Below are 23784 nucleotides of genomic sequence, written 5' to 3' on the forward strand. Positions count from 1 at the left end.
CGGCTGGGGGAGCGTGAACGTGACGGACGTCCGAGGACCCGAGGCAGGTCCCCTCACGGCCGTGTTCCGAGAACCCGGACCCCTGCGCGTGCCCGGGCAGCAGTCCCGGGTGGTCAGCCTCGGTAACCGCACCCGCGCCTGTGCTCCGCCCGACCCCGTCGAGGCCGAGCGGGTCCGCCTGCACCAGGCCTTCCTCGGCCGGGCCGTCGACTACCTGTGCGCCGACGCCGGGATACGCCAGTTCGTGGACTGGGGCTGTCCGGTGCCCGGCACCGCCGAGCTGATCCGTCGGGCCCACACCGACGCCACGGTGGTGCACGTCGCCCCGACCGGTACGGCCGGGGTCCTGACCGCCGCCGCGGACAACGCGGCCGTCCTGTCCGGGGACGGCTCCGGCCCCGGGGCCGCCTCCCCGCTCCGTCGCCTCCACACCAGCGGGCTCGTCGATTTCGACGAGCCCGTCGCCGTACTGATGACCCGCCCCTTCGGCGAACAGGACCCACCCGCCGGGCTGGACGCCCTCCACTCGATGATGCGCGGCGGCGGCTACCTCGCGCTCACCTCCACCGCGCCCCGCGCGGTGGCGGAAGCGGCCTTCTCCCCCTTCCTCCCCGTCGAACCGGGGGTCGCCGACCTCACCTGGTGGCCCTACCCCGACGAGGACGTGTCCGCCCCGGGATGTGGAACCCTGGCCGGACTGGGTCGTGCGCCTAGGAGAGGAAGGGGAGTGAGTCGATGGCAGTGAACTGGAACGGCGAGATCCAGGCCCAGATGCGGTTCTACTGGGACTTCTCGCTGTGGCCCCGGCTGGAGGGGCTCACCGACGCCGAGTTCTACTGGGAGCCGGTTCCGAACTGCTGGACCGTCCGCCGACTGCCGGACGGTCGCCACGCGCCCGACGGCGCCTACCCCGAACCCGACCCGCCGCCGGTCACCACCATCGCCTGGCGCATGGGCCACCTCGTGGTGGACGTACTGGAGAGCCGGATCAACTGGCACTTCGGCGACCGCACCGCCAACCGCGACGCCATCGACTGGCCCAGCACCGCAGCCGAGGCCCGGCAGCGCCTGCGCAATGCCTATCTCACCTGGTCCGAGCACCTCCAGGAACTCGACGACGAAGCCCTTGCGGTCCCGGTGGGCGGCGCCGAGGCGCCGCAATGGGCGGACTTCCCGCTGGTGGTGCTGATCCTGCACCTGAACCGCGAGTTCATCCACCACGGCGCCGAGATCGCCCTCCTCCGTGACCTCTACCGCGCCCGCCCCCAGGACCAAGACCAAGGCCAGGGCGCAGCGGGCTAGTCCGGTTGGCCCCCTCTCGAAGATGATCTTGCTACCAGGAGCGAAATCGGCGCCGAACTTGCTCCTGGTAGCAAGATCACCAGGGAAGAGGGGGCGGAAGCAACGGGCGCCCTCGGGTACGGAGTCGGGGCGCCGGGCTAGAGCACGTGCAGCGGGTCCACCCGGACCTGGGCGAGATGCTCGTCGCGGCGGGCGCTGCGGGCCGACGCCGCGGTCTTCAGCGCCCGGGTGAGCTCGCCGACCGCCCCGCGCGGCACCCGCAGCAGGGCGCGCTCGGTCTTGTTGGTGCCGCTCTCGGTGCGCTCCGAACCCACCGGCACCGGGCCGAGCAGCTCCGCCCTCTCCGGGAGTTCGATCTGGTCCAGCAGCTCGCGCAGGTGCTCGGGGGCGCCGGTGATCGAGGCCATCGACACCGCCGGTGGAAACCCGAGCTCGCGGCGCTCGGCCAGTTCCCGCTCGGCGAAACCGCCCGGATCCCACCGCACCAGCGACTGCACCACCGGCAGCGAGGCGTCCGCGGACACCACCACCGCGCCGCCCGGCCGCACCAGCGCGGACGCGTTCAGCCAGCGCCGCAGGGTCTCCTCCGAGGCGCGCAGGTCGGCCCGGTTGAGCAGTGCCCACCCGTCCAGCAGGACCGCCGCGGCGAACCCGCCACCGGCGACCACCGGTTCGGCGCCGGGCGTGGCCACCACCAGCGACGGTTTGTTCGCAACCTCGGAGAGCACCTCCTCGCGCCCCGACGTGCGCACGGTCAGCGACGGGAAGGCCCGGCCCAGCTCCTCGGCGGTGCGGCGGGCGCCCACCACCACCGCGCGCATCCGGCTCACCCCGCACTCGGGGCAGGCCCACTGACCGGCCACCCGGCCGCACCAGCCGCACGAGGGCATGGCGTGGGAACCGCGCACGGCCAGCGGCCCGTGGCAGGCGTCGCAGCGCGCCGGTTCGCGGCAGCCCGCACAGGCCAGTGTGTTGAGGTAGCCCCGGCGCGGCACCTGGAACAGCACCGGGCCGCTCTTGGCGCCCTCACGGGCCGCGCGCAGCGCCAGGCTCGGGATCCGCGCGGACCGGGCCGCGCCGTCCCGGGCGAGTTCGCGGTCGTCGCCGGCGGGCCGGATCTGCGGGGCCCGGCTGCGCAGTGTGGCCCGGTCGGAGACCAGCGGGCGCGCCCACCCGGACTCCACCAGCAGCTGGGCGTCGGTGGTGCGGGTGTGCCCGCCGATCAGCGCCGCCGCGTCGGCCTTGTGCGCGCGCATCGCCAGTACCGTGCGCGCGTGCGGGTAGGGGGCGTGCGGGTCCACGTGCACGTCGTCGCCGTCGTCCCACAGGGCCACCAACCCCAGGTCGCGCACGGGCGCGAAGACCGCGGCCCGGGTGCCCACCACCACCTGGACCTGTCCGCGCAGCACCGAGAGCCAGCTCCGGTAGCGCTTGGCCGGACCCAGGTCGGCGGTGAGCGCCACGTGGCGGCCCTCGCCCAGACGGCGGGTGAGCGCGGCGTCCACCGCGGCCACGTCGCGCCCGTCCGGCAGCACCACCACGGTGCCGCGCCCCGCGCCCAGGGTGGCCTCGGCGGCCACGGCGAGGGCGTCGGGCCACTCCGTGCCGGGCAGGGCGTTCCACACCGCGCGGGCCGGTACCCCGCCGTGCAGCGCCTCGATGAAGTCGGGGCCCTCGGGGTAGGCGTCCCAGGGGCCGGGGTCCACCTCCAGCACCGCCGCCTCCACGGTGTCCTGCACCGGGGCGTCGTCGTCGGGGGAGGGCGCCACCTCGGGGTGCTCGGGGGCCTCGGGCGGGTCCTCGTCGGCGGGTTCCACCCCTTCGACGTCTTCGGCCCGGGCCTGCTCCTCGCGCGCGGTCTCTTTCTCCACCCGCGCGTGCCGGGGCGGCACCGCCAGCCTCAGGACGTCGCTCAGGGTGCCCGCGTAGCGGTCGGCCACCGCCCTGGACAGCGCCAGGATCTCGGGGGTGAGCACGGGTTCGGGGGAGACCACCGTCTCCAGGTAGGCCAGCCGTCCGGCGAACTCCGAGCTCTCCACCCGCTCGGCGAGGAAACCCGCCAGCAGACGGCCGTTGAAGCGCACCTTCACCCGGCAGCCAGGCACGGCGGTCTCGTCCATGTCGGCCGGGACCCGGTAGTCGAAGTAGCGGTCCAGGTGCGGCAACGGGGTGTCCACGATGACGCGCGCGACGGGGAGCCGGTCGGCGGGCCTGCGCTTGGCCGGTCGACGGCTCTTCGCGGTCTTCTTCGCGGTGTCGGCCTTCTCCTTCGCCGTTTCCTTCTTCTGCTCCTGCCGAGGCAGGTCGAAGAGGACCTCGTCGGGCGGGCCGGGCTGCGCTGTCATCTCCACTGGTTTATCAGAAGGCACCGACAACACCGCTCTTCCCGGCGGGGAGCCCCCGTCGGGACTGGTAGAACAGTGATCCGTAGGCGCAGCGGATGGGGGACCCGAAATGAAGCTTGTCTTTGCCGGAACACCAGAGGTGGCGGTGCCCTCGCTCCGGGCACTGATCGACTCCGAGCACGAGGTCGCAGCGGTGGTCACCCGGCCCGACGCGCGCTCCGGGCGCGGCCGCAAGGTCTCCGCCAGCCCGGTCGGCGAACTCGCCGAGAACCAGGGTATCGAGGTCCTCAAGCCCGCCAAGGCCGGTGATCCCGAGTTCCTGGCGCGCCTCGCCGAGATCGCCCCCGACTGCTGCCCGGTGGTCGCCTACGGCGCCCTGCTGCCCCAGTCCGCGCTGGACATCCCCAAGCACGGCTGGGTCAACCTGCACTTCTCGCTGCTGCCCGCCTGGCGCGGCGCCGCCCCGGTCCAGCACGCCGTCCTGCACGGCGACGACGTCACCGGCGCCGCCACCTTCCGCATCGTCAAGGAGCTCGACGCCGGCCCGGTCTACGGCACCCTCGCCGAGACGGTCCGCCCCACCGACACCAGCGGTGAACTCCTCGAACGCCTCTCGGTGTCCGGGGCGGGCCTCCTGGTCCGCACCGTCGACGGCATCGCCTCCGGGGAGCTCAGCCCGGTCCCGCAGCCGGACGCCGACGTCTCCTACGCGGGAAAGCTCACCACCCTGGACGCCGAACTCGATTTCACCGCGCCCGCCCAGCGCGTGGACCGGGTGGCTCGCGCCTGCACGCCCGCGCCCGGCGCCTGGACCACCTTCCGCGGTATGCGCCTGAAGGTCGGCCCGGTCCGCCCGGTCACCGACGCGGACCGGCCCGATCTCGAACCCGGTGAGCTGCACGTGGACAAGAAGCGCGTCATCGTCGGCACCAGCACTCACCCCGTCGAACTCGGCGAGGTTCAGCCGCAGGGCAAGAAGGCCATGGCCGCTGTGGACTGGGCGCGTGGCGTGCGTCCCACCGAAGTTGACCGACTGGGCCGCTGAGCTGCCGTACTCTCGGTTCTGGCGTGCGTGAGCGCGCGCCAGAACCCGTCCCCGGCTTGTTGAGGCAGAGCACACGTTGAGCGAGCAGTCCCGGTCCCAGCACCAGCGTCCCCGTAAGGGCGGCAAGCCCAGGCAGGGCGGTGGCCAGCGGTCCGGGCCGCCCCAGCCCCGCGACCCCGCCCGCCGGGTCGCCTATGACGTGTTGCGCGCGGTGGAACAGCGCGACGCCTACGCGAACCTGCTCCTGCCCGCCCTGCTCAACGAGCGCGGTATGTACGGCCGGGACGCGGCGCTGGCCACCGAGCTCACTTACGGCACCCTGCGCTGGCAAGGCACCTATGACGCGATCCTGGAGACCTGCGTCGACCGCTCGCTGTCCTCGGTGGACGCCGAGGTGCTGCCGCTGCTGCGGATGGGCTCCCACCAGTTGCTGTCCACGAACATCCCGCCGCACGCCGCGGTCAGCGAGACCGTGGACCTGGCCCGCCGGGTGGTGGGCCAGCACCGCGGCAAGTTCGTCAACGCGATCCTGCGCAAGGTCAGCGCCCGCGACCTGGACGCGTGGATCGAGGTCATCGCGCCCGACCGTGAGCGCGACCCCAGCGGTTACCTGTCCGTGGTCCAGAGCCACCCGCGCTGGGTGGTCAAGGAACTGGCCCGCGCCCTGGGCGAGCGCGCCAGGGACGGCCTGGTCCGGACCGAGCAGCTGCTGATCGCGCACAACGACCGCCCCAAGGTCACCCTGGTGGCCAAGCCGGGCCGCGCCAAGGTCGCCGACCTCGAGGAGTCCGGGGCGATCCCCGGCCGCTACTCGCCCTTCGCCGCCTACCTGCCCGAGGGAGACCCGGGTGCGATCCGTGAGGTTCGCCAGAACCGGGCCGCCGTCCAGGACGAGGCCAGCCAGCTCGTCGCCCTGGCGTTGACCCGGGTGGACGCCCGCGGCACTGACGGTCTCTGGCTGGACATGTGCGCCGGCCCCGGTGGCAAGGCCGGTCTGCTGGCCTCCCTCGCCGGTCAGGGCGAGGCCCGTCTGGTCGCCGCCGAACTCCAGCCCACCCGCGCGGGCCTGGTCGCGGGCGCCGTGCGCCGCGCACCTCGCGACGCCGGGCGCGCCATCGCCGCGGACGGCACCAGGCCCGCGTGGAAGCCGGGTTCCTTCGACCGGGTTCTGGCGGACGTACCGTGCACGGGCCTGGGTGCCCTGCGCCGCCGCCCCGAGTCCCGCTGGCGCCGCGGCCCGGAGAACGTCACCGCGCTCGCCCCGCTCCAGCACGAACTGCTCACCAACGCGGTCGAGGCGGCGCGCCCCGGCGGCGTGGTCGCCTACGTGACCTGCTCGCCGCACCTGGACGAGACCGACGTGATCGTACGGAAGGTCCTGGACGAGCGCGAGGATCTCGAACTCCTGCGAGCCCCCGACTACCTCGACGAGGTCCCCGACCTCGCCGCCGGCCCGGAGGGCAGGTACGTCCAGTTCTGGCCGCACGTGCACGGCACGGACGCCATGTTCCTCGCCCTGTTCCGCAAGAAGCCGGAGTAAGGGCGAACGAGAGCAGGGACAACCGAGTCGGATCAGGCCCTGTCGGACAGCTCTGCCAGCTCCGACAGGGCCTTGGCCAGTTCCCGGCTCACGTACTGTGCCCGCCGCTCGTGTCCGGGCCCCGTGTAGCCGCGGGGGACCGCCTCGACCAGCATGATCAGCTGCGGGTAGCTCCGGTACAGCGCGAGGCGCGCTCGGGCATGCCCGTCGGGGCCGAGGGTCCTGTGCTCCCGGTCGTGACAGCGCGACGACAGCTGTCCCGAACCTGCCCCATCCAGGGGCGATTCGGACAAATTTTAATCTACGTCGTAAAGGCGAAGATGTGGAAAATCAGCCCGTTATCGTCAACCACGACCCGTGGCACACCTGCCCAACAGTGGCCCGGATACACTGCTGACGTGGCAATTCAGATCTCTCCCAGCATCCTCAGCGCCGATTTCGCGCGCCTCGCCGACGAAGCCGCCGCCGTGCCCGGCGCGGACTGGCTGCACGTCGACGTCATGGACGGACACTTCGTCCCCAACCTCACCCTGGGCCTGCCCATCGTGGAGTCCCTCCTGAAGGCGACTCCCACGCCGCTGGACTGCCACCTGATGATCGAGGACCCCGACCGCTGGGCCCCCGCCTACGCCGAGGCGGGCGCGGGCAGCGTCACCATCCACGCCAGGGCCGCCAGCGCCCCCGTGCGCACCCTGCGCGAGATCCGCAGGCACGGTGCCCGCGCCGGGCTCGCCCTCAACCCCGCCGAGCCGGTCGAGCCCTACGAGGACCTCATCGGTGAGATGGACATGCTCCTGCTGATGACCGTCGAGCCCGGATTCGGCGGTCAGAAGTTCCTCGACCTGGTCCTGCCCAAGATCCGCAAGGCCCGCGAGCTCCTGGACAACCGGGACGCCGCGGTCTGGCTCCAGGTGGACGGCGGGGTCAGCGACGAGACCATCGAGCGCGCCGCCGAGGCCGGGGCGGACGTCTTCGTCGCCGGTTCGGCCGTCTATGGAGCCCAGGACCCGGACAAGGCGATCGAGTCCCTGCGCGCCCAGGCCCAGCGGGTCAGCGAGCTGGCCTGAGCCCGAGTGCCGCAGGCGGCCGCCGCCGTCGGATAACGATCCCGGTGCGGCGTATGTGTGGGCCTGGTCACAGAGGCCCCGCTCGCTCTAAGCTACCCGCGGTAGTCGTTGATTTTTCGCTTGGTCGCGGCTCCGTCTTCCCCTGCACGCGCCACAGGTGCCGGTGTCCGGGGGAGCGGCGCGGCGTGAGCGCGTAGCCAGGCGCGGACCTGTGGAGTACGCGTGAACGCTGGGAACGCCGCATATCTGGCCATGGACGCCCTCTGGGAGGCGGAGAGCTCAGCGATCCGCTGGCTGCAGGGCGGGGGCCACTGGCTGGCCTACCCCCTGGAGGCCGTCACTTTCCTGGGCTCCCAGGGCGTCATCATCGTCCTGCTCGCCGCTGTCTTCTGGAGCGTGCACGCGGGGCTCGGGGCCCGGCTGTTCGTGGCGGTCATCGCCTCGGCGGTGGTGAACAACCTGTTCAAATCGCTGTCCTACGGCTCCCGGCCCTACTGGTTCGACGCGCAGGTCACCGGCTACAGCCACCACAGCGGCTTCGGTATGCCCTCGGGGCACAGCCAGGCCGCCGTGGTGACCTACGGCTATCTGGCGGCCAAGTCCGGCCGCCGGTCCCTGCTCTGGGCCGCCGTCGCCGTGATCGCCCTGGTGGCCTTCTCCCGGATCTACCTGGGAGTGCACTACTTCAGCGACGTGGTGGTCGGCCTGCTGGTCGGCGGGGCGATCCTGTGGGCGGTACTGCGCTACGAGGACCGCGTGCTGGCCTGGTGGCGTTCCCTGGACACGGTGCGCTGGGTGTCCTACCTGCTGGCCTTCGCGCTGGTGCCCTGCCTGGCGGCCACCGCCTGGCAGTTCGGACTCCGCGGTGACTGGGTGGTTCCGGCCGCCGAGTGGATCGGCGCCACCCCGGCCGACCCGGCCGGGCACACCCTCGCCGGGCTCTACACGACCTGCGGCGCACTCCTGGGCGGGATCTGGGGCTTCACCCTGCTGCACCGGCGCGGCTGGTACAGCGCCGAGGGGGCGATCACCGCGCGGGTGGCCCGCTTCGCGCTCGGGATCTCCGTGGTGGTGCTCATCCTGGTGGTGGAGCAGGTCCTCTTCCGGGACCTGACCGGCTTCGCCACGGCCCCGGCGGCCTTCGCGGTCTACGGCGCCGTGGCCTTCTGGGCGACCTACGGCGCGCCGCAGATGTTCGTCCGCAGCGGCCTGGCCACCCGCCCCGAGGAGCCCGCCGCAACCGAGGAGAGCGCTCTCTCGCAGGGAGACTCCGAGTCAGCTGAGTCCGCCGCGAGCGATCAGGTCGCCTCTGAGGACACGCCCGGTGAAAGCCCCGAGCAGTCCACCGGGGACGGGTTCAAGGGCACCGATCAGACATGACCCCTGTCACACCGGCTATGCGGTCAGGCTACCGAGGGGTTAAGATCATGATCGTTTAGACAACAGTCAAACGCGTGCTCCGGGGTCGGTGAAAGTCCGAACCGGCGGTGATAGTCCGCGACCCGGTCGAGTCCATCGACCGGTTGAACCGGTGGAATTCCGGTACCGACGGTTAAAGTCCGGATGGGAGGCAGTGCGCGTTGGGACGGGTCCGAGCCGTACCAACCCTTGGTGTCGGCTCTTGGCATCGTCCTTGTCGTGGACCCGATTTTCCACGCACCTTTTCCCCGGAGCCGTATCAGGCGAAGGGATGTAGGGCGTGTTCACCGGAATCGTGGAAGAACTCGGCAAGGTCATCTCCATCGAACCGGCCGGGGCCAACGGCGAAGCGGTTCTGCTCACCGTGTACGGACCCCTGGCCAGCTCTGACGCCGCGCACGGCGACTCCATCAGCGTCAACGGTGTGTGCCTGACCGTCGTCGACCGGGGGGTGGACACCTTCACCGCCGACGTGATGAAGGAGTCCCTGGACCGCTCCTCCCTCGGCGACCTCGCCCCCGGCTCCCCGGTGAACCTCGAACGGGCCATGCCCGCCCACAGCCGCCTGGGCGGTCACATCGTGCAGGGCCACGTCGACGGCACCGCCACACTCCTGAACCGGAATCCCGGTGACAACTGGGACGTTCTACGTTTCGGCATGTCACCGGAGTTGTCCCCGTACGTGGTGGAGAAGGGCTCCATCACCGTGGACGGCACCAGCCTCACCGTCTCCGCCGTGAGCGCCCCCGGCGCCAAGGACGAGTACTTCGAGGTCAGCCTCATCCCGGCCACCCTGGAGGCCACCACCCTGGGCGGCCTGGCGGTCGGCGCCACCGTGAACATCGAGGTGGACGTCATCGCCAAGTACGTGGAGCGCATCACCGCGGTCGCCCGGACCCGCGGCCAGGGCCAGGCCCGCGTGCAGGACGGCAACCGCGCCTAGCGCCACCCCACCGGCGCCTCCACCCCGGCAGCACCCACCCGGAATCACCCACGACGTACCTTCAGGAGCGGGAATGACCGTCACCGACACCACCCCGGCCGCCGACACCGAGCAGAGCGAGCAGGCCGTCGTCCTCGACCGGATCGAGGACGCCATCGCCGAGTTCGCCGCGGGCAAGGCCATCGTGGTCGTGGACGACGAGGACCGCGAGAACGAGGGCGACATCATCTTCGCCGCCGAGCTCGCCACCCCCGAGCTGCTCGCGTTCATGATCCGCTACACCTCCGGCGTGGTGTGCGTCCCCATGGAGGGCGAGGACCTGGACCGCCTCGACCTGCCGCTGATGACCGCACGCAACGAGGAGAGCCTGCGCACCGCCTACACGGTCACCGTCGACGCCCGCGCGGGTGTCAGCACCGGCATCTCGGCCGCTGACCGCGCGCACACCATCCGCCTGCTCTCCGCCGCTGAGAGCCGCCCCGTGGACTTCGTGCGCCCCGGCCACATCCTGCCGCTGCGCGCCCGCCCGGGCGGCGTCCTGGCCCGCCGCGGCCACACCGAGGCCTCGGTCGACTTCGCCCGCCTGGCCGGTCTGCGCCCCGCCGGTGTGCTCGCCGAGGTGGTCAACGACGACGGCACCATGTCCCGCCTGCCCGAGCTGCGCGAGTTCGCCGACGAGCACGGCCTCAAGCTGGTGTCGGTCGAGCAGCTGGCCGCCTACCGCGCAGCCCTCGGCCAGACCCTCACCGAGGAGGAGGCCAGCCCCGCGCTGGTCACCCGCATGGTCGAGACCCGCATGCCCAACGAACACGGCGAGTGGCGCGCGGTCGGCTTCAAGGGCACCGCCGACGGCGCCGAGCACGTCGCGCTGGTCTTCGGTGACCTGACCGACGGCACCGACGTTCTGGCCCGCCTGCACTCCGAATGCCTGACCGGCGACGCGTTCGGCTCCTACCGCTGCGACTGCGGCGCCCAGCTCGACGCGGCCATGGCCGACATCGCCAAGGAGGGCCGCGGGGTCATCGTGTACATGGGCGGCCACGAGGGCCGGGGGATCGGTCTGCTGCACAAGCTGCGCGCCTACAGCCTCCAGGACCAGGGCGCGGACACCGTCGACGCCAACCTGAACCTGGGCCTGCCGGCCGACGCGCGCGAGTTCGGCGCGGGCGCGCAGATCCTCACCGACCTGGGTGTGTCCTCGGTCCGACTGCTGTCCAACAACCCGGCCAAGACCGAGGGCCTGGAGCGCCACGGCGTGCGGGTGACCGAGCGGGTGGCCATGCCCACCTTCGTCACCGACGACAACCTCGCCTACCTGCTGACCAAGCGCGACCGTATGGGCCACGACCTGGCCGGCGTCGCCAAGTAGGCGAGCTGTCAGCCGAGTCAACAGCCGTGTACGCCTCATCAAGCAGGCGTACATCTCTACCACCACGAACACCCGTCACACACGAAGAAGGGCCGGTCATGAGCGGCGCAGGACGTCCGGACGAACAGCAGGTCGACGCCTCGGGGATGTCGGTCGGCATCGTCGTCACCCGTTGGAACGAGGCCATCGTCGAGCCGATGCTCGCCAACGCGCTCAGTGTGGTGAAGGCCTCGGGGGCGGGTGAGCCCGTCGTGGTGAAGGTCGCCGGGGCGGTGGAGATCCCGGTGGTCGCCCAGGAACTGGCGCGCAAGCACGACGCGGTGATCGCCCTGGGCGCGGTCATCCGCGGCGGTACCCCGCACTTCGACTACGTGTGCCAGTCGGTCACGCACGGGCTCACCGAGGTGGCCCTGCGCGAGTCCACCCCCGTGGGCAACGGTGTGCTCACATGTGACACCCTGGAACAGGCGCGTGACCGCGCTGGCCTGCCGGGAAGCGTCGAGAACAAGGGCGCCGAGGCTGCGCTGGCCGCCCTGGACACGGCGGCGGCCCTGCGCGGGCTGCGCCGCTGACCAACCGCCTTCCGGCTTCCGGTTCGCGCGCCCTGGTAGCGGGTGAGAGTCACGCCCGAGAGCGTGGGGACGGAGCAGTTGGTGCGGACGAGGGAACAACCTGTGGACGAGGCGTCGAAGAAGCCGGTCCTGCCGATGACGTGGCGCCCCCGGGCGGTACGGCTGGTGGCCTACGGCCTGGCGCTGCTGATCGTGGCGACCTTCGTGGTGCTCGCCGTGATCCTGCCCGCGGACTGGAGCGTGCTGGACCGGGTCCTGGCCGTGGGGTTCGGTTTCGTGATCGCTGGCGGGCTGCACATGCTGGGCCGCCCCCGGCTGATCGCCACCGAGAAGAACGTGGTCGTGATCAACGGGATCCGCACCCACTACCTGGCCTGGCCGGAGGTCCTGGACATCAGGATGCCGGTCGGGGAGCCGTGGCCGTGCCTGGACCTGTCGGACGGCACTTCGCTGCCGGTGATGGGCATCCAGAGCACCGACGGCGAGCTCGCCCAGCGCAACCTGGCGGAGTTCCGTTCGATGCTGGCGCGCGGCGAGGGCGAGGAGCCCGAGCTTCCCTGAGCCGGCTGCCCGACGCTGGGCTCTGCCTCCCCTGTTCGTAGACGCAACCGAATCGAGCCCTCGTTTCCTGGAGGAACGGGGGCTCTTCTGTGTTGTCTTGGGCACATAGGTTGGTACCGGAGGCCAGAGCTCCTCCGGGAGTCGTGGAAGAGGTGCCGAGTGCGTGATATCCGAGCGTCCGTGTCCGAGCTGTATGCCTCGGGGGAGACCTTCGCCGTGGCCACGGTCGTCGACACCTACAAGAGCGCCCCGCGCGACGCGGGCGCGGCCATGCTGGTGAGCTCCTCCGGCGAGGTCACCGGCAGTGTCTCGGGCGGTTGCGTGGAGGGCGCGGTCTACGAGGAGGCCCTGGAGGCCATCCGTACCGGCGTCCCGGTCCGCCGCACCTACGGGGTCAGTGACGAGGACGCCTTCAGCGTCGGCCTGACCTGCGGCGGCACCCTGCACATGTTCGTCGAGCCGGTCAACCGTGAGACCTACGCGCAGCTGGGCGCGGTGATCGGTGCCATCGACGAACACCAGCCGGTGGCGGTGGCCACGATCGTCTCCGACCCCTCCGACACCTCTCGCGTGGGCCGCCGCCGCATCGTGTGGCCCGGCCACGCCGAGGGCGACCTGGGCGAGGGCGCAGAGCGCCTGGCCGCCGCGCTGGACGACGATGTGCGCGGCATGCTCGCCCAGGGCAGCACCGGCCTGCTGCACTACGGTGTGGACGGCCAGCGCCGCGGCGACGAGCTGGAGGTGTTCGTCCAGTCCTTCGCCCCGGCGCCCCGGATGCTGGTGTTCGGGGCCATCGACTTCGCGGCCGCGGTGGCCGACCTCGGCACCTACCTGGGCTACCGGGTGACGGTCTGCGACGCCCGCCCGGTCTTCGCCACCCCCAAGCGCTTTCCTACGGCCGAGGAGGTCGTGGTGAAGTGGCCGCACGTGTTCCTGGACGAGATCGCCGACGAGATCGACCAGCGCACGGCGATCTGCGTGCTCACCCACGACCCCAAGTTCGACGTCCCCGTCCTCAAGCGCGCCCTGAGCACCGAGGCTGGGTACATCGGCGCGATGGGCTCCCGGCGCACCCACGAGGACCGGCTGGACCGGCTCCGTGAGGCGGGCGTGGCGGAGGAGGCGCTGGGCCGCCTGCACTCGCCGATCGGCCTCGACCTGGGCGCACGCACCCCCGAGGAGACGGCGGTGTCCATCGCGGCCGAGCTGGTGCAGAGCCGGTGGGGCGGCAGCGGCCGGGCCCTGCGCGAGACCAGCGGCAGGATCCACCGTGAACTGGTTCCGGCCGGATTCGGTCAGCCCGAGGAGTGAACCGAAACAAATCCAGCGTCAAAGTTCCAGTTCAGAGCCTTTCGCCTGGAACGGGGTTCCGATTCTTTCGTCCAGCCGGGCCATTCGGGAACCCCGTCCGTGACATCATCGCGTCATGAGCGCGGGGGACAAGGGAACACTGATAGCGGGCCTGCTACTGGCTGCGGGGTCGGGCAGCAGACTGGGCCGCCCCAAAGCCCTGGTCGAACTCGGCGGTGAACGCCTCGTCGACCGGGGGGTACGCACCCTCGCCGACGGCGGATGCGCCCCCGTCCTGGTGGTCCTGGGCGCGGCGCACGCCACCGTTCCCGAAGCGCTCACCGTGCACAACCCGGACTGGGCCACCGGCATGGGTTCCTCGGTACGGGCCGGGATCGACGCCGCGCCGGACAGCGTGGACGCCCTCGTCTTCGCCCTCGTCGACCAGCCGTTGGTCACCTCCGAGGCGGTCCGCCGCCTGGTGGAAGCCTACGAACAGGGCGCCCGCGCCGCGGTGGCCACCTACAACGGCAACCCCCGCAACCCGGTTCTGCTGGGCCGCGAACACTGGTCAACGGTGCACTCCATGGCCGAGGGGGACGTCGGCGCACGGCCGTTCCTGCGCGCCTACTCCCACCTGCTCACCACCGTGGCCTGCGACGACATCGCCAGCCCCGAGGACATCGACACCGAAGAGGACCTGACCCGCCTCAGCGCGCTGCTGAACAACGCCTAGAGAGCCCGACGGGTCAGCCCAGCTGCTCAGCGAGGATCCCGAAGGTCCGCTCGACGTCCTCGCCCGGGCCCAGGACGATCAGGTCCCTGCCGCTGTTGAGGGCGTCGGGCGGGCAGGTCATGGGTTCGACCGCGAGGTTGGCCCGGTGCAGTTCACCGCCGAGGGTGTCGGAGCTGAACAGCTGGAGCCAGGAGAAGCCCGGCCCCGACCACAGCGCCACCCGGTGCTCGGGACCGCTGAGCCGAACCCAGGCACGGTCCTCGCCGTCCCGGTCCAGATCGGTGAAGGCGGTGTCCAGCAGCGTCGTGCCCAGTGCACGGCCCGGCGCGCGGAGGTCGAACCCGCCCCCGGCCACCGGTACCGGGTCACCTTCGGGGATCATCCTGGAGTCCGTGGGCTGGTAGCTGCCGATTCCGGCTTCCACGTGCGCCTCGCCGCGCTCGGCCAGGTCCCTAAGCGGGGTGCCGAGGGTCAGGTAGGGGTGGAAGCCGAGCCCGAAGGGGGCGTGCGAGGTTCCGGTGTTGCGTGCGGAGGTGGTGACGGTCAGCCCCGTGCCGCCCAGCCGGTAGGTGACGGTCAGCTCCAACGGGAACGGGTACCCCGAGGTGCCGGGGAAGTCCAGCCGCAGGGTCACGGCCTCCTCGGACTCCTCGACCGGGGTCCACTCCACGCCGTCGACCAGCCCGTGAATGGCTGATCCGGTGGCCGGATCATTGACGTCCAGCCGGTACTCGGTGCCCTGGAAGGTGTAGCGGCCCGAGGCCACCCGGTTGGGCCAGGGAGCCAGTACCTGACCCTGACCGGCCAGCGGGCCCTCCGGCCGGGTGTACGGCCAGACCAGGTCCCGTTCCCGCCAGGTGAGCGCCTGCAGCCCGGCTCCGACCCGGTCGACGCGCGCTCCGTACTCACCGGCGCGCAGTTCGAACACCTCGCCCACCTGTTCACCCTTCCCGTCATGCCTCTCCCGGTCCGGCAAGCCGCCGAACCGGGAGATCATAGCGCGCCCGGCACCTCACGAGCCCGCTTGAAACTCTCAGCCCAGCAGCCCGTCCAAGGGGATGAGCACACCGGACCCCAGCGCCAGCAGCCCCGTGGAGAACAGCACCACGAGCATCAGCAGCGAACCCGCCACCGCCAGGCGGAAGGCGCCCAGACGGCGCCGGGCCTTGACCGTGGACTTGGCGGCGGTGCGCCCCAGCACCACCAGCGCCACCGACAGCAGTACCGGGAACCACCAGGAGGCGCCGATCCCGCCGGGCAGCAGCCCGGTCAGCGCGGCGGCGCCGTCCGCCAGCGGGTTGCCGCTGAAGTCGATCAGGCCCGTGTAGGCGTCGGTCACGAAAGCGCTCTCGGGGAAGAAACCCTCCTCGGGACGCAGTGCCCGGCCCAGACCGTCCACCATGCCCAGCAGAGCGGCCGGGTAGGCGAAGCGGCGGCACTTGCCCGCCTTCATCGCGCGCTGGATCTGACCCATGGTCTTCTGGACCCGGCGTTCGGCCTTGTCCTGCCTGCGCTTCTCCTTGGCGGTGGCGGGTTCCTGCGGGCGGGTGGGGTCACCGGGCGCCCTCTGCCCGCCGGGCCCGACCTGCCCTCCGGGAACCGCCCGGTGGTCCGGGCGCGTGGTCGCGGCCTCCGCCCGCCGCTGCTTGGCCGTGGCCACCTTCTCCTGGGTGCTCTCCCAGCGTGCGCGCGCCGAACCGGCCAGCGACGCCCAACGGTCCCGGCGGCGCTCCCGGCCGTCGGCCCGCTCCCGCTCGGCGATCGCGCCGCCGACCCGGTCGGCCTCGGGCAGCAACAGCAGGGCGGTGAGCATCGCGCTGCGGCTGGCCAGCTGGTCACCGCCGTCACGCAGGGCGGTCTTGCGCTGCTCCAGCCACCACGGCGCGTTCGGTGCGGCACTGCGCTGGCTGGGGTGCCAGGACTGGCGGCGCAGCAGCGACCGGTGCTGGGAGGCGGTCTCGGGGACCAGCACCAGCTCCACGGCCCGGGCCCAGGCGGAGTCCATCTCGTGGGCCGCGGGGCGCTGCGGGGCGTCCGTGTTCCCGGTCCCTCCGGCCCCCGAACCCACCACCCGGTCCAGGGTCTCCGCCACCCGGCGCATCAGCAGCGGAACCTCGTGCTGGACCCGCTCCAACAGCACGCACCGCCCCGAACCCCCCGAACGGCAGCCGGGGTGCGGACACCAGTGCTGCGATCCCAGGCCGACCACGCCCGACTCCACGGCCTCGCGCACCACCGCGTGGCGGCTGGCCTCACCGGTGGCCAGGCTCAGGAGACCGTCGGCGCTGATCTCGTGACCGCGAAAACGCGGCGGCATCCCCGGCACATAGCGGGCGGCCAGCGCGCTGATCGCCACGTGCGCGAGGTCGGGCCGGGCATCCAGACCGGTCAGGTAGGCGCGGTCGAAGGTGTAGTCGTTGACCTCCCTGTCCAGCCAGGTGCGCAGCTCCGACCAGTGGCTGCGCAGCCACATCGCACCGGTGTCGGAGCGGTCGAGCAGGTCGAAGGCGAGGCTGGGCGGGTCCTCGTGGAAGGCCCCGGCGAAGTTGATCGGGCGCAGCCGGCTCGCCGTGCGGATCGGCGGCCGCTCACCGGCCAGCCAGGCGGCGACCTCGTCGTACCCCCAACGCGCGGAGGGCGCGAGGGTGAGCAGCCCGCGGGCGAGCAGGCGCCAGCGCTCGTCGGTGATCGCCGAGATGTCCACCTCGGTGTTGCGGGCGGTCAGCCAGTTCCCGCCCCGCTCGGGGCGGCGGCCGGTGGTGAGCTCGTGGACCATGACGCCCAGGGACCACCAGGACGCGGGGGCCTCGCGGCGGCCCTCGATCACCTCGGGGGCGGCGTAGTCCTCGGTGATGGCCTGACCGCCGTAGACCCGGCTCATGGTGGCGCGCACCGCGCCGCCGAAGTCGGTGAGCGCGACCACCGGCGGGTCCAGGGAGCGGACCAGCAGGTTCTCCGGCTTGACGTCGGTGTGGTTGTGCTGGAGTTCGCTCTGCCAGTGGTGCAGGCAGTCGGCGACGGCACGGACCACGGCCCGTGCTCGTTCGTCGTCCATGGGGGACTGGTTGATGACCTCGCGCAGGGTGCCCAGGGAGAAGTACTCCTGGGCCTCCCAGGCCAGGTCCTCGCCCCAGGAGCTGGTGGCGGTCCCGTACCCCTGGATCGCGGGGGTGTACGGCGAGGCGGTGCCCCGCGCGCGCAGGCGGTCCAGCAGCTCGCGGTTGATGTCGTGGCCGGGCCGATAGACCTTCAGAGCCAGGCGGCGCCCGGGGGAGTCGGTGGGTTCGGCGAGGTAGACCACGGCCTCGCCGCCCGCGCCGATGTGGTCCAGGACCTGGTATCGGCGGCGGAGCTCGGCGGGCACGGCGTAGTCGAGGTCGCCCGCGGGGCCGACGACCACGCGGGAGAGCAGGCGGGCCATCCAGTCCAGCAGGGGGCCGAAGAGCATCCGCCACCAGGGGGTGCGGCCCTCGGGCGAACCGGGCGCGCCGGGACCGGCGGCACCGCCGGTGGCGGGTCGGCGGGCGGGACGGTTCGCGTCCAGCCTGGCGGTGGGGGAGGCGGGCGGCTGGACCCGGGTGCCGTCGGCGCCGTTCCCGGGGCGGGCGGCGTCACCGGGCAGAACGGTGGTGCGATCGCTTCCGTTCGGGTGCCCGCCTCCGGCGGGGGAACCCGGGGGGACGATACGGGTGGGCGCCTCGTCGGGACGGGGCTGCTGAGGCTGGGGCGGTCCTCCCGGCCCCGGGTGTGGCTCCGGTGGTGGGGATGCCCCCGGTCGGAACACGCGCGTGACCCAGCGCGTGGCACCCACCGCCGGATTGATGCGCGTGGTGGGTGGAGTGGGGTCGATCCGTTGGGTCGGTGCGTTCTCGTCACCGGGGTCTGGCGTGACCATCGAGGCCGGGGCCATCCTTCGGATAGGCGGTCGGTTGCGGATGTCCGGGGGGATTCCGTGGGAAGGCGGACCCTTCCAGACTAGGTCTTGCGCGCGCCCGATCGGAGTGGTGTGACCACCCCGGTTCGGGCGTGCGGACCGCCTTCCCCCGTACCTGCTTGGACTCCACCGGGACCGCCCGGGTTCCGGTTTTCGTGACTCTTCGTCACAGGTTCCGTGCATTGGTGCCGGGCAGTGGCTGCTCCGCCGCGAACACGGGGCACGGGAGGGATCAGTGCTGGCCGCGGGGGGTGATCCCGAGTTTGGCGCAGGCGTCTTGGTACATGCGCACGACCTCTGCGCGGATCTGGGCGCGCTCGGTCAGCGGCTCGGCCCACGGGATGCGCACCTGGTGTTCGGTGCCGTCCACGGTGACCGCGTAGTCGCCGCCCTGCCCGTCCAGGCCGGTCATCCGGGCGGCGGTGGCGTCCGGCTGCCCGCCCAGGGCGCGGCAGATGAGCAGGGTGTCCTCAGGGTGGTCGCCGTTCATGTGGGCGGTGACGGCGGTGACGACCTCGGGGGCGAAGGGGTTCGGCTGCACGGTGGGGCTCTCCTGCGGTTACTGGCACACGGTCGCGTGGCGCTCGGCGTTGGTGCACGCGCGCGGCACGGTTCCGGCCTCGGAAAAACGTCACGGGGGAGGGTCGCGTGGACCCTCCCCCGTTGACGATATCCGAGGCCTCAGCGAGTTGCTGACGGGGTGTCGTCAAAAACCGGCGCCGTCAGAACCCGGGGCGGTGGTCGTTACCCCGGTCGACCACGTTCGGACACCGTCCCCTCCCGAGGTCTCCCGAGGCCCTCCCCAGGTCCTCGGAAAGCGCCCTGGTCGGACGGCGGCGGAGAAGCCGGGCCTGGACGTCGTACCGCCGCGGCCTAGGCCTCGCGGGTGAATTCGGCGTCGATCTCGATGGTGATCTTGTCGCCGACGACCACGCCGCCGCCGTCCATCGGCATCTCGATGTCGACGCCGAACTTCTTGCGGCTGATGGTGGTGGAGGCGGCGAACCCGGCGCGGTCCAGGCCGTAGGGGTCGACGGTGGAGCCGTTGAACTCCAGGGAGAGCTCGACCGGGTGGGTGTTCTTCTTGATGGTCAGCTCGCCCTTGAGGACGAAGTCCTCGCCCTTGGCCTCGAGGCCGGTGGAGCGGAAGGTGAACTCGGGGTGGTTGTCGGTCTCGAAGAAGTCCGCCGACCGGATGTGGCCGTCACGGTCGCTGTTGTCCGTGTTGATGGAACCGGCGTCGATGGTGGCTTCGACGGAGGCCTTGGTGGGGTCCTCGGGCACGGTCAGCGTGGCGTCGAACTTCTCGAAACGACCGCGGACCTTGCTCACCATCATGTGGCGGACGGAGAACCCGACCACGCTGTGGGCGGCGTCGATCTTCCAGGTGCCGGGCTTGAGTTCCTGAGCGGCCATTGGTGTCTCTCCCTGTGTGTGGGTGACCCGGTTCGGGTCGACTCTCTGTCCAGATTCTCTGCCTGGAAACAAAGTAGCTTAGAAGTATCTTCCCGGGAAGGAGTCTACGTGTTGAGTTTCGAGGAAGCAAGGGCCCGGGCGGAGGGGCTCCCGGCGCTAGAATCAGGCCATGGAGAAGGCTTGGCTCGAACCCGACGAACAGGACGTCTGGCGCGGGTTCCTGCGGATGAACGCCTGGATCTACGACGAACTCGAACACGACCTGCGCACCCGCGACGGGCTCTCCCTCATCGAGTACGGCATCCTCGCGCACCTGTCCGAAGCCCCCGGGCAGCGCATGCGGATGCGCAACCTCGCCGAGACCGTCATCGTCTCCAAGAGCCGCCTGTCCCACCAGATCGCCCGCCTCGAACGCGACGGGAACGTGCGCAGGGAGAACTGCGAGGACGACCGGCGCGGGTTCTGGGCGATCCTCACCGACAAGGGTGCCCAAACCCTGAGCCGGGCCGCCCCGGGACACGCGACCCGGGTGCGCTCGCTGATGTTCGACCGCCTGTCCCGAGAACAGGTCGACCAGCTCCGGAAGATCGTCGACACACTCGGCGGCGACCACCCGGACCACCCGGACCAGGGGGATCCGGTACCGGAGTAGGGGAGGCAGCAGGGGAACAGGGAGAGAACGGACAACTCGGAACTGAGAGGTCCGGCACGGTGAGCTCCCGGGGGTCCGCGCACTTACCCGCAGCCCGGGCCCACCTGCTCCAGGTCCTGTTCCCGGTTTTGGCCCAGGTCTGCGCAGCCCCGACCAGTGTGCCTCTCTCCGCCTCTGCTCGAACCGGTGTCCCCGGTGTTCCGAGGACGATCCCTGAGGGAATGCCATGCGGGATCCAGCCCTGTGCCAGGGGTTCGGGGCTCGGCCGGTTCGGGCCATTCGGCGTTTTCTTCCCGAAACCGCTGGCCCGTAGACCGGGCGCCTGTGAAGCTTGTGCCATGGGGACGGTGCGGGGCGACCGCGCCTCCCGGGGAGGACGGCGGCCGGGCGCGGCCTGAGGAGGGGAGCAGTCACATCTTTCTGTCCGAGAAGCGATCCCGAAACGGACACGCACCCCAGGTAGAGTCGGAGCCTGTGAGCAGACCATCGATCATCGGCGCCCAGAACTTCCGTGACGACGACGGCAGCGCCGACCCGGAAGTCGAAGCTCGCCTGCGTGACCACGCGGCGGGCAAGATCGGTGACCGCCAGGTACTTGCCGCCCTCAGCGAGTCCCGGGTGCTCATCCCGGTGGTGGCCGTGGCCACCGAGACCGAGGAGGGCGTGGGCGGACTCACCAAGGACAAGAACAGCGAGGTGGCCATCCCCATCATGACCGGCAAGGACGGTCGTCGGGGAGTCCTCGCCTTCACCTCCGTGGACGCGGTCCGCCGCTGGCGCCCGGACGCCCGGCCGGTGCCCTTCACCACACAGGACGCCTGCCAGGCCACCCTGGAAGAGAACGCCGACGCCTTGGTCATCGACGTCTCCGGGCCGGTCCCGCACAGCATCCAGGGCCGCTTCCTCACCATGCTCGCCGAGCAGGGGACCGTCCCCGAACCCAAGGACGATCCACAGGTCCTGGCGCTCATCTACCGGGTGACCCACGCCGAGTTCGGGATCGAACGCGTGCGCATCCACCCCTCCGAGCGCGGGGAGATCGGCATCCGCCTGGAACTGGACGAGCGCGACGACGAGTCGCTGCGCCGCGTCGCCGAGCGGCTGACCACCGAACTCCAGCACGTCCTGCCCGGCGGGGTCGAACTCAGCGCCGTCGTCCGCGCCCAACGCGACGACGAGTAGACCCCGGCGACCCCAGACCACCCAGGTCACCGAAGGCTCGCGGGTCGTGTTTGCCGCGCACGCGGTCCAAGGCGATCGGGTTGTCCACAGGAAGCCGCGGGCACTGTCGCGGAGCTCACCCAACAGGTAGCTTCCACACATGCCCACCCCCTTGGTGTTCACGCCGTCTCCGCTGTTGTGGGCGGTCCTCGCGGCCGTCAGCCTCTGCGCGCTCGGCATCGTGGTCGGCCGTGCCACCGGTCGCCTCGTCTACCTCTTCGGATCGGCCGATCCCTCACGGAGTTCCGAACCCCCCGCCGAGGCGGGGTCGCCCTCCGTGCTCAGAACCGCCCGGAGCCGGGCCCTCCCCGGTCAGGAAGGCGCCTCCGACGCACCACTCGGGGCCCCGTCGAGACCTCCGCCCGCTAGCCCCGGCCTCGACCCAGGGGAGGACGACGGGCCACCACCGCCCCGCTGTCCGCACTGCCGGGCCGAACTCCCCTTCGCCAGAGGGTTCCCGGTCGTCACCGCCCGCGCCTTCCGACAGCGCGGCGTCTGCCCCCACTGCGAACGCCGGGTCCGCCCCCACCCGGCCGTCATCATCGGCACCGCCCTGCTCTTCGCACTGGTCGGCGCCCTGGCGCCCTGGCATGTGGGCGACTGGTCCCCGTTCGGCGTGCTGGCACTGCTCTGGCTCATCGCGCTCGGCGTGCCCCTGTCCGTCATCGACCTGCGGGTCATGCGCCTGCCCGACGCCCTCGTCGCTCCGGCCTACCCCGTCGCCGCCCTCCTGCTGGCTGCGGCGGTCCTCCTGCCACCCGTCGGCCCCGACCTCGCACGCGGTTCGCAGGCCCTCGTCGGCATGGTCCTCATCACGGTCCTGTACTGGCTCATGTGGCGGATCAAACCGGGCGGGCTCGGTTTCGGCGACGTCAAACTCTCCGGGCTGACCGGCCTCTACGCGGGCTGGGCCGCCGGTCCGGTGGGCGCGCTGGTCGCCGCGTTCTGGGCCTTCGCGGCTTTCTCCCTGGTGGGTCTGGCCCTGCTGGCACTGCGCCGGATCACCCGCGCCGAACCCCTCCCCCTGGGCCCGTTCATGCTCGCCGCCACTCTCGCCACCGCCCTCGCCGGTCACCCTCTCCTGCCATAACCCAGGACCGGTTCCTCCCACAACCCCGATCCCGGTGATCACCCCGGCACCTGATCCGTGGGAGGATCGTGCACATGTTGCGTTGGCTGACCGCGGGGGAGTCCCACGGACCTGCACTCGTCGCGATTCTGGAGGGCCTTCCGGCCGGTGTGTCCGTCACCTCTGACGACATCGCCGCCGCACTGCTCCGCCGCCGCGCCGGGTACGGTCGGGGTGCCCGGATGAAGTTCGAGAAAGACCAGGTCTCCGTTATCGGAGGCATCCGGCACGGCATCACCCAGGGTGGGCCGGTCGCGATCGAGGTCGGAAACACCGAGTGGCCCAAGTGGGAGAAGGTGATGTCGCCGGACCCGGTTCCCGCTGAGGAACTGGACGGCGTGGCGCGCAACGCGCCGCTCACCCGGCCCCGCCCCGGGCACGCCGACCTCGTCGGCATGCAGAAGTACGGGCACGAGGAGTCCCGGCCGATCCTGGAGCGCGCCAGCGCCCGCGAGACCGCGGCCCGGGTCGCGATCGGCGAGGTCGCCCGGCAGTTCTGCCGCCAGGCGCTCGGTATCGAGATCCTGAGCCACGTGGTCTCCATGGGACCCGTCGCCGTCCCCGAGGGTTCGCCCGAACCCCGCCCGGAGGACCTCGCCGCGATCGACGAGGACCCGCTGCGCTGCTTCGACGCCGAGACCAGCGCTCGCATGGTCGAGGAGGTCGACGACACCAAGAAGTCCGGGGACACCCTGGGCGGCGTCGTCGAGGTGCTCGCCTACAACCTTCCGCCCGGTCTGGGCAGCCACGTGCACTGGGACCGCCGTCTGGACTCCCGCCTGGCCGGAGCCCTCATGGGTATCCAGGCGATCAAGGGCGTGGAGGTCGGCGACGGCTTCCGCACCGCGGCCCGCCGCGGCTCCGAGGCCCACGACGAGATCGAGCCCGGCCCCGACGGCGTGCGCCGCCGCACCAACCGCGCTGGCGGTGTCGAGGGCGGCATGTCCACCGGCGACCCGCTGCGGGTGCGCGCCGCGATGAAGCCCATCGCCACGGTGCCCAACGCGCTGGACACCATCGACATCGAGACCGGCGAGCCCACCAAGGCCAACCACCAGCGCAGCGACGTCACCGCCGTCCCCGCCGCCGGTGTGGTGGCCGAGGCCATGGTCGCCCTGGTCATCGCCGAGGCCGCCATCGAGAAGTTCGGCGGCGATTCGGTCCCCGAGACCGCCCGCAACCTTCAGGGCTACCTGGACTCACTGGCGATCCGCTAGACCCGAACCGTTCACCCCGGCCCGCC

Annotated in this window: 22 protein-coding genes and 1 riboswitch; of the genes, 16 read left to right on the plus strand and 6 right to left on the minus strand. The window is 71.6% G+C overall.

The features are described 5' to 3' along the window. Positions 1–61: 61 nt before the first annotated feature. On the plus strand, positions 62–745 hold the full coding sequence (locus tag NE857_RS11285; RefSeq protein ID WP_254420940.1) for an SAM-dependent methyltransferase: 684 nt from the start codon (positions 62–64) through the stop codon (positions 743–745). Next, the gene (locus tag NE857_RS11290) at positions 736–1302 is read left to right on the plus strand and encodes a DinB family protein (RefSeq protein ID WP_254420941.1); all 567 of its coding nucleotides are present in this window, start codon (positions 736–738) and stop codon (positions 1300–1302) included. Before NE857_RS11285 ends, NE857_RS11290 begins: the two co-directional genes overlap by 10 nt. Positions 1303–1439: 137 nt before the next feature. Here NE857_RS11290 and NE857_RS11295 read toward each other — a convergent pair whose 3' ends face one another. Then, positions 1440–3647, minus strand: a complete 2208-nt coding sequence (locus NE857_RS11295) for a primosomal protein N' (protein ID WP_254420942.1) — start codon at positions 3645–3647, stop codon at positions 1440–1442. A gap of 109 nt (positions 3648–3756) precedes the next feature. Between NE857_RS11295 and fmt the strand changes: the two genes are divergently transcribed. Together fmt and NE857_RS11305 are read left to right on the plus strand one after the other, a co-directional pair. Continuing rightward, positions 3757–4692 carry a methionyl-tRNA formyltransferase gene (gene fmt / locus NE857_RS11300; protein ID WP_254420943.1) on the plus strand — a complete coding sequence of 312 codons (936 nt, stop codon included), beginning with the start codon at positions 3757–3759 and terminating at the stop codon, positions 4690–4692. 76 nt (positions 4693–4768) lie between these two features. Further along, complete coding sequence (locus tag NE857_RS11305) at positions 4769–6232, plus strand: RsmB/NOP family class I SAM-dependent RNA methyltransferase (protein WP_254420944.1); 1464 nt, start codon at positions 4769–4771, stop codon at positions 6230–6232. Between the two features lie 32 nt (positions 6233–6264). Here the strand turns inward: NE857_RS11305 and NE857_RS11310 are convergent, their stop codons facing one another. Next, a complete protein-coding gene (locus NE857_RS11310; protein WP_254420945.1) occupies positions 6265–6525 on the minus strand; it encodes a hypothetical protein in 261 nt (86 codons plus the stop codon). A gap of 105 nt (positions 6526–6630) precedes the next feature. Here NE857_RS11310 and rpe point away from each other — a divergent pair, with 105 nt between their 5' ends. From rpe to NE857_RS11350, 8 genes are all read left to right on the plus strand, one after another. Then, complete coding sequence (gene rpe / locus NE857_RS11315; protein WP_254420946.1) at positions 6631–7299, plus strand: ribulose-phosphate 3-epimerase; 669 nt, start codon at positions 6631–6633, stop codon at positions 7297–7299. Positions 7300–7551: 252 nt separating this feature from the next. Beyond that, positions 7552–8679, plus strand: a complete 1128-nt coding sequence (locus NE857_RS11320) for a phosphatase PAP2 family protein (protein ID WP_254421942.1) — start codon at positions 7552–7554, stop codon at positions 8677–8679. 70 nt (positions 8680–8749) lie between these two features. Continuing rightward, positions 8750–8880: riboswitch (FMN riboswitch) on the plus strand. A gap of 118 nt (positions 8881–8998) precedes the next feature. Then, complete coding sequence (locus tag NE857_RS11325; RefSeq protein WP_254420947.1) at positions 8999–9661, plus strand: riboflavin synthase; 663 nt, start codon at positions 8999–9001, stop codon at positions 9659–9661. A 73-nt stretch (positions 9662–9734) separates the two neighbouring features. After that, positions 9735–11030, plus strand: coding sequence for a bifunctional 3,4-dihydroxy-2-butanone-4-phosphate synthase/GTP cyclohydrolase II (locus NE857_RS11330; RefSeq protein ID WP_254420948.1), 1296 nt, complete (start codon positions 9735–9737; stop codon positions 11028–11030). 98 nt (positions 11031–11128) lie between these two features. After that, a complete protein-coding gene (gene ribH, locus NE857_RS11335; RefSeq protein WP_017579752.1) occupies positions 11129–11602 on the plus strand; it encodes a 6,7-dimethyl-8-ribityllumazine synthase in 474 nt (157 codons plus the stop codon). Positions 11603–11704: 102 nt separating this feature from the next. Continuing rightward, a complete protein-coding gene (locus NE857_RS11340; protein WP_254420949.1) occupies positions 11705–12163 on the plus strand; it encodes a PH domain-containing protein in 459 nt (152 codons plus the stop codon). A 159-nt stretch (positions 12164–12322) separates the two neighbouring features. Continuing rightward, positions 12323–13474 carry an XdhC family protein gene (locus NE857_RS11345; RefSeq protein WP_254420950.1) on the plus strand — a complete coding sequence of 384 codons (1152 nt, stop codon included), beginning with the start codon at positions 12323–12325 and terminating at the stop codon, positions 13472–13474. A 142-nt stretch (positions 13475–13616) separates the two neighbouring features. Continuing rightward, entirely contained in the window at positions 13617–14189 is a 573-nt protein-coding gene (locus NE857_RS11350) for a nucleotidyltransferase family protein (RefSeq protein ID WP_254421943.1), read from the plus strand. 13 nt (positions 14190–14202) lie between these two features. On the opposite strand, the gene NE857_RS11355 is transcribed toward NE857_RS11350, so the two are convergent. The 4 genes from NE857_RS11355 to NE857_RS11370 form a co-directional block, all read right to left on the minus strand. After that, positions 14203–15186 carry an aldose 1-epimerase family protein gene (locus NE857_RS11355; RefSeq protein ID WP_254420951.1) on the minus strand — a complete coding sequence of 328 codons (984 nt, stop codon included), beginning with the start codon at positions 15184–15186 and terminating at the stop codon, positions 14203–14205. A gap of 36 nt (positions 15187–15222) precedes the next feature. Further along, a complete protein-coding gene (locus NE857_RS11360) occupies positions 15223–18084 on the minus strand; it encodes a protein kinase domain-containing protein (protein ID WP_254420952.1) in 2862 nt (953 codons plus the stop codon). A 271-nt stretch (positions 18085–18355) separates the two neighbouring features. Then, the gene (locus NE857_RS11365) at positions 18356–18613 is read right to left on the minus strand and encodes a DUF2470 domain-containing protein (protein ID WP_394297032.1); all 258 of its coding nucleotides are present in this window, start codon (positions 18611–18613) and stop codon (positions 18356–18358) included. A 383-nt stretch (positions 18614–18996) separates the two neighbouring features. Further along, positions 18997–19539 carry a YceI family protein gene (locus NE857_RS11370; RefSeq protein WP_017579758.1) on the minus strand — a complete coding sequence of 181 codons (543 nt, stop codon included), beginning with the start codon at positions 19537–19539 and terminating at the stop codon, positions 18997–18999. A 169-nt stretch (positions 19540–19708) separates the two neighbouring features. Between NE857_RS11370 and NE857_RS11375 the strand changes: the two genes are divergently transcribed. The 4 genes from NE857_RS11375 (at position 19709) to aroC (ending at position 23758) form a co-directional block, all read left to right on the plus strand. Beyond that, positions 19709–20191: a MarR family winged helix-turn-helix transcriptional regulator gene (locus tag NE857_RS11375; RefSeq protein WP_254420953.1), complete on the plus strand. Its 483-nt coding sequence runs from the start codon at positions 19709–19711 to the stop codon at positions 20189–20191. 474 nt (positions 20192–20665) lie between these two features. Beyond that, complete coding sequence (locus NE857_RS11380) at positions 20666–21373, plus strand: SseB family protein (protein WP_254420954.1); 708 nt, start codon at positions 20666–20668, stop codon at positions 21371–21373. A gap of 139 nt (positions 21374–21512) precedes the next feature. Next, the gene (locus tag NE857_RS11385; protein WP_254420955.1) at positions 21513–22502 is read left to right on the plus strand and encodes a prepilin peptidase; all 990 of its coding nucleotides are present in this window, start codon (positions 21513–21515) and stop codon (positions 22500–22502) included. Positions 22503–22576: 74 nt separating this feature from the next. After that, positions 22577–23758 carry a chorismate synthase gene (gene aroC, locus NE857_RS11390; protein WP_254420956.1) on the plus strand — a complete coding sequence of 394 codons (1182 nt, stop codon included), beginning with the start codon at positions 22577–22579 and terminating at the stop codon, positions 23756–23758. Positions 23759–23784: the final 26 nt, after the last annotated feature.

The organism is Nocardiopsis exhalans, from assembly GCF_024134545.1.
Lineage (GTDB): Bacteria > Actinomycetota > Actinomycetes > Streptosporangiales > Streptosporangiaceae > Nocardiopsis > Nocardiopsis exhalans.

Excerpts from the sequence above, each read along its gene's own strand:
- NE857_RS11290 (WP_254420941.1), top strand. The coding sequence starts at position 736 with ATGGCAGTGAACTGGAACGGCGAGATCCAGGCCCAGATGCGGTTCTAC.
- NE857_RS11295 (WP_254420942.1), bottom strand. The coding sequence starts at position 3,647 with ATGACAGCGCAGCCCGGCCCGCCCGACGAGGTCCTCTTCGACCTGCCT.
- fmt (WP_254420943.1), top strand. The coding sequence starts at position 3,757 with ATGAAGCTTGTCTTTGCCGGAACACCAGAGGTGGCGGTGCCCTCGCTC.
- NE857_RS11320 (WP_254421942.1), top strand. The coding sequence starts at position 7,552 with ATGGACGCCCTCTGGGAGGCGGAGAGCTCAGCGATCCGCTGGCTGCAG.
- NE857_RS11330 (WP_254420948.1), top strand. The coding sequence starts at position 9,735 with ATGACCGTCACCGACACCACCCCGGCCGCCGACACCGAGCAGAGCGAG.
- ribH (WP_017579752.1), top strand. The coding sequence starts at position 11,129 with ATGAGCGGCGCAGGACGTCCGGACGAACAGCAGGTCGACGCCTCGGGG.
- NE857_RS11355 (WP_254420951.1), bottom strand. The coding sequence starts at position 15,186 with ATGATCTCCCGGTTCGGCGGCTTGCCGGACCGGGAGAGGCATGACGGG.
- NE857_RS11360 (WP_254420952.1), bottom strand. The coding sequence starts at position 18,084 with ATGGTCACGCCAGACCCCGGTGACGAGAACGCACCGACCCAACGGATC.
- NE857_RS11365 (WP_394297032.1), bottom strand. The coding sequence starts at position 18,613 with ATGAACGGCGACCACCCTGAGGACACCCTGCTCATCTGCCGCGCCCTG.
- NE857_RS11370 (WP_017579758.1), bottom strand. The coding sequence starts at position 19,539 with ATGGCCGCTCAGGAACTCAAGCCCGGCACCTGGAAGATCGACGCCGCC.
- NE857_RS11375 (WP_254420953.1), top strand. The coding sequence starts at position 19,709 with ATGGAGAAGGCTTGGCTCGAACCCGACGAACAGGACGTCTGGCGCGGG.
- NE857_RS11385 (WP_254420955.1), top strand. The coding sequence starts at position 21,513 with ATGCCCACCCCCTTGGTGTTCACGCCGTCTCCGCTGTTGTGGGCGGTC.
- aroC (WP_254420956.1), top strand. The coding sequence starts at position 22,577 with ATGTTGCGTTGGCTGACCGCGGGGGAGTCCCACGGACCTGCACTCGTC.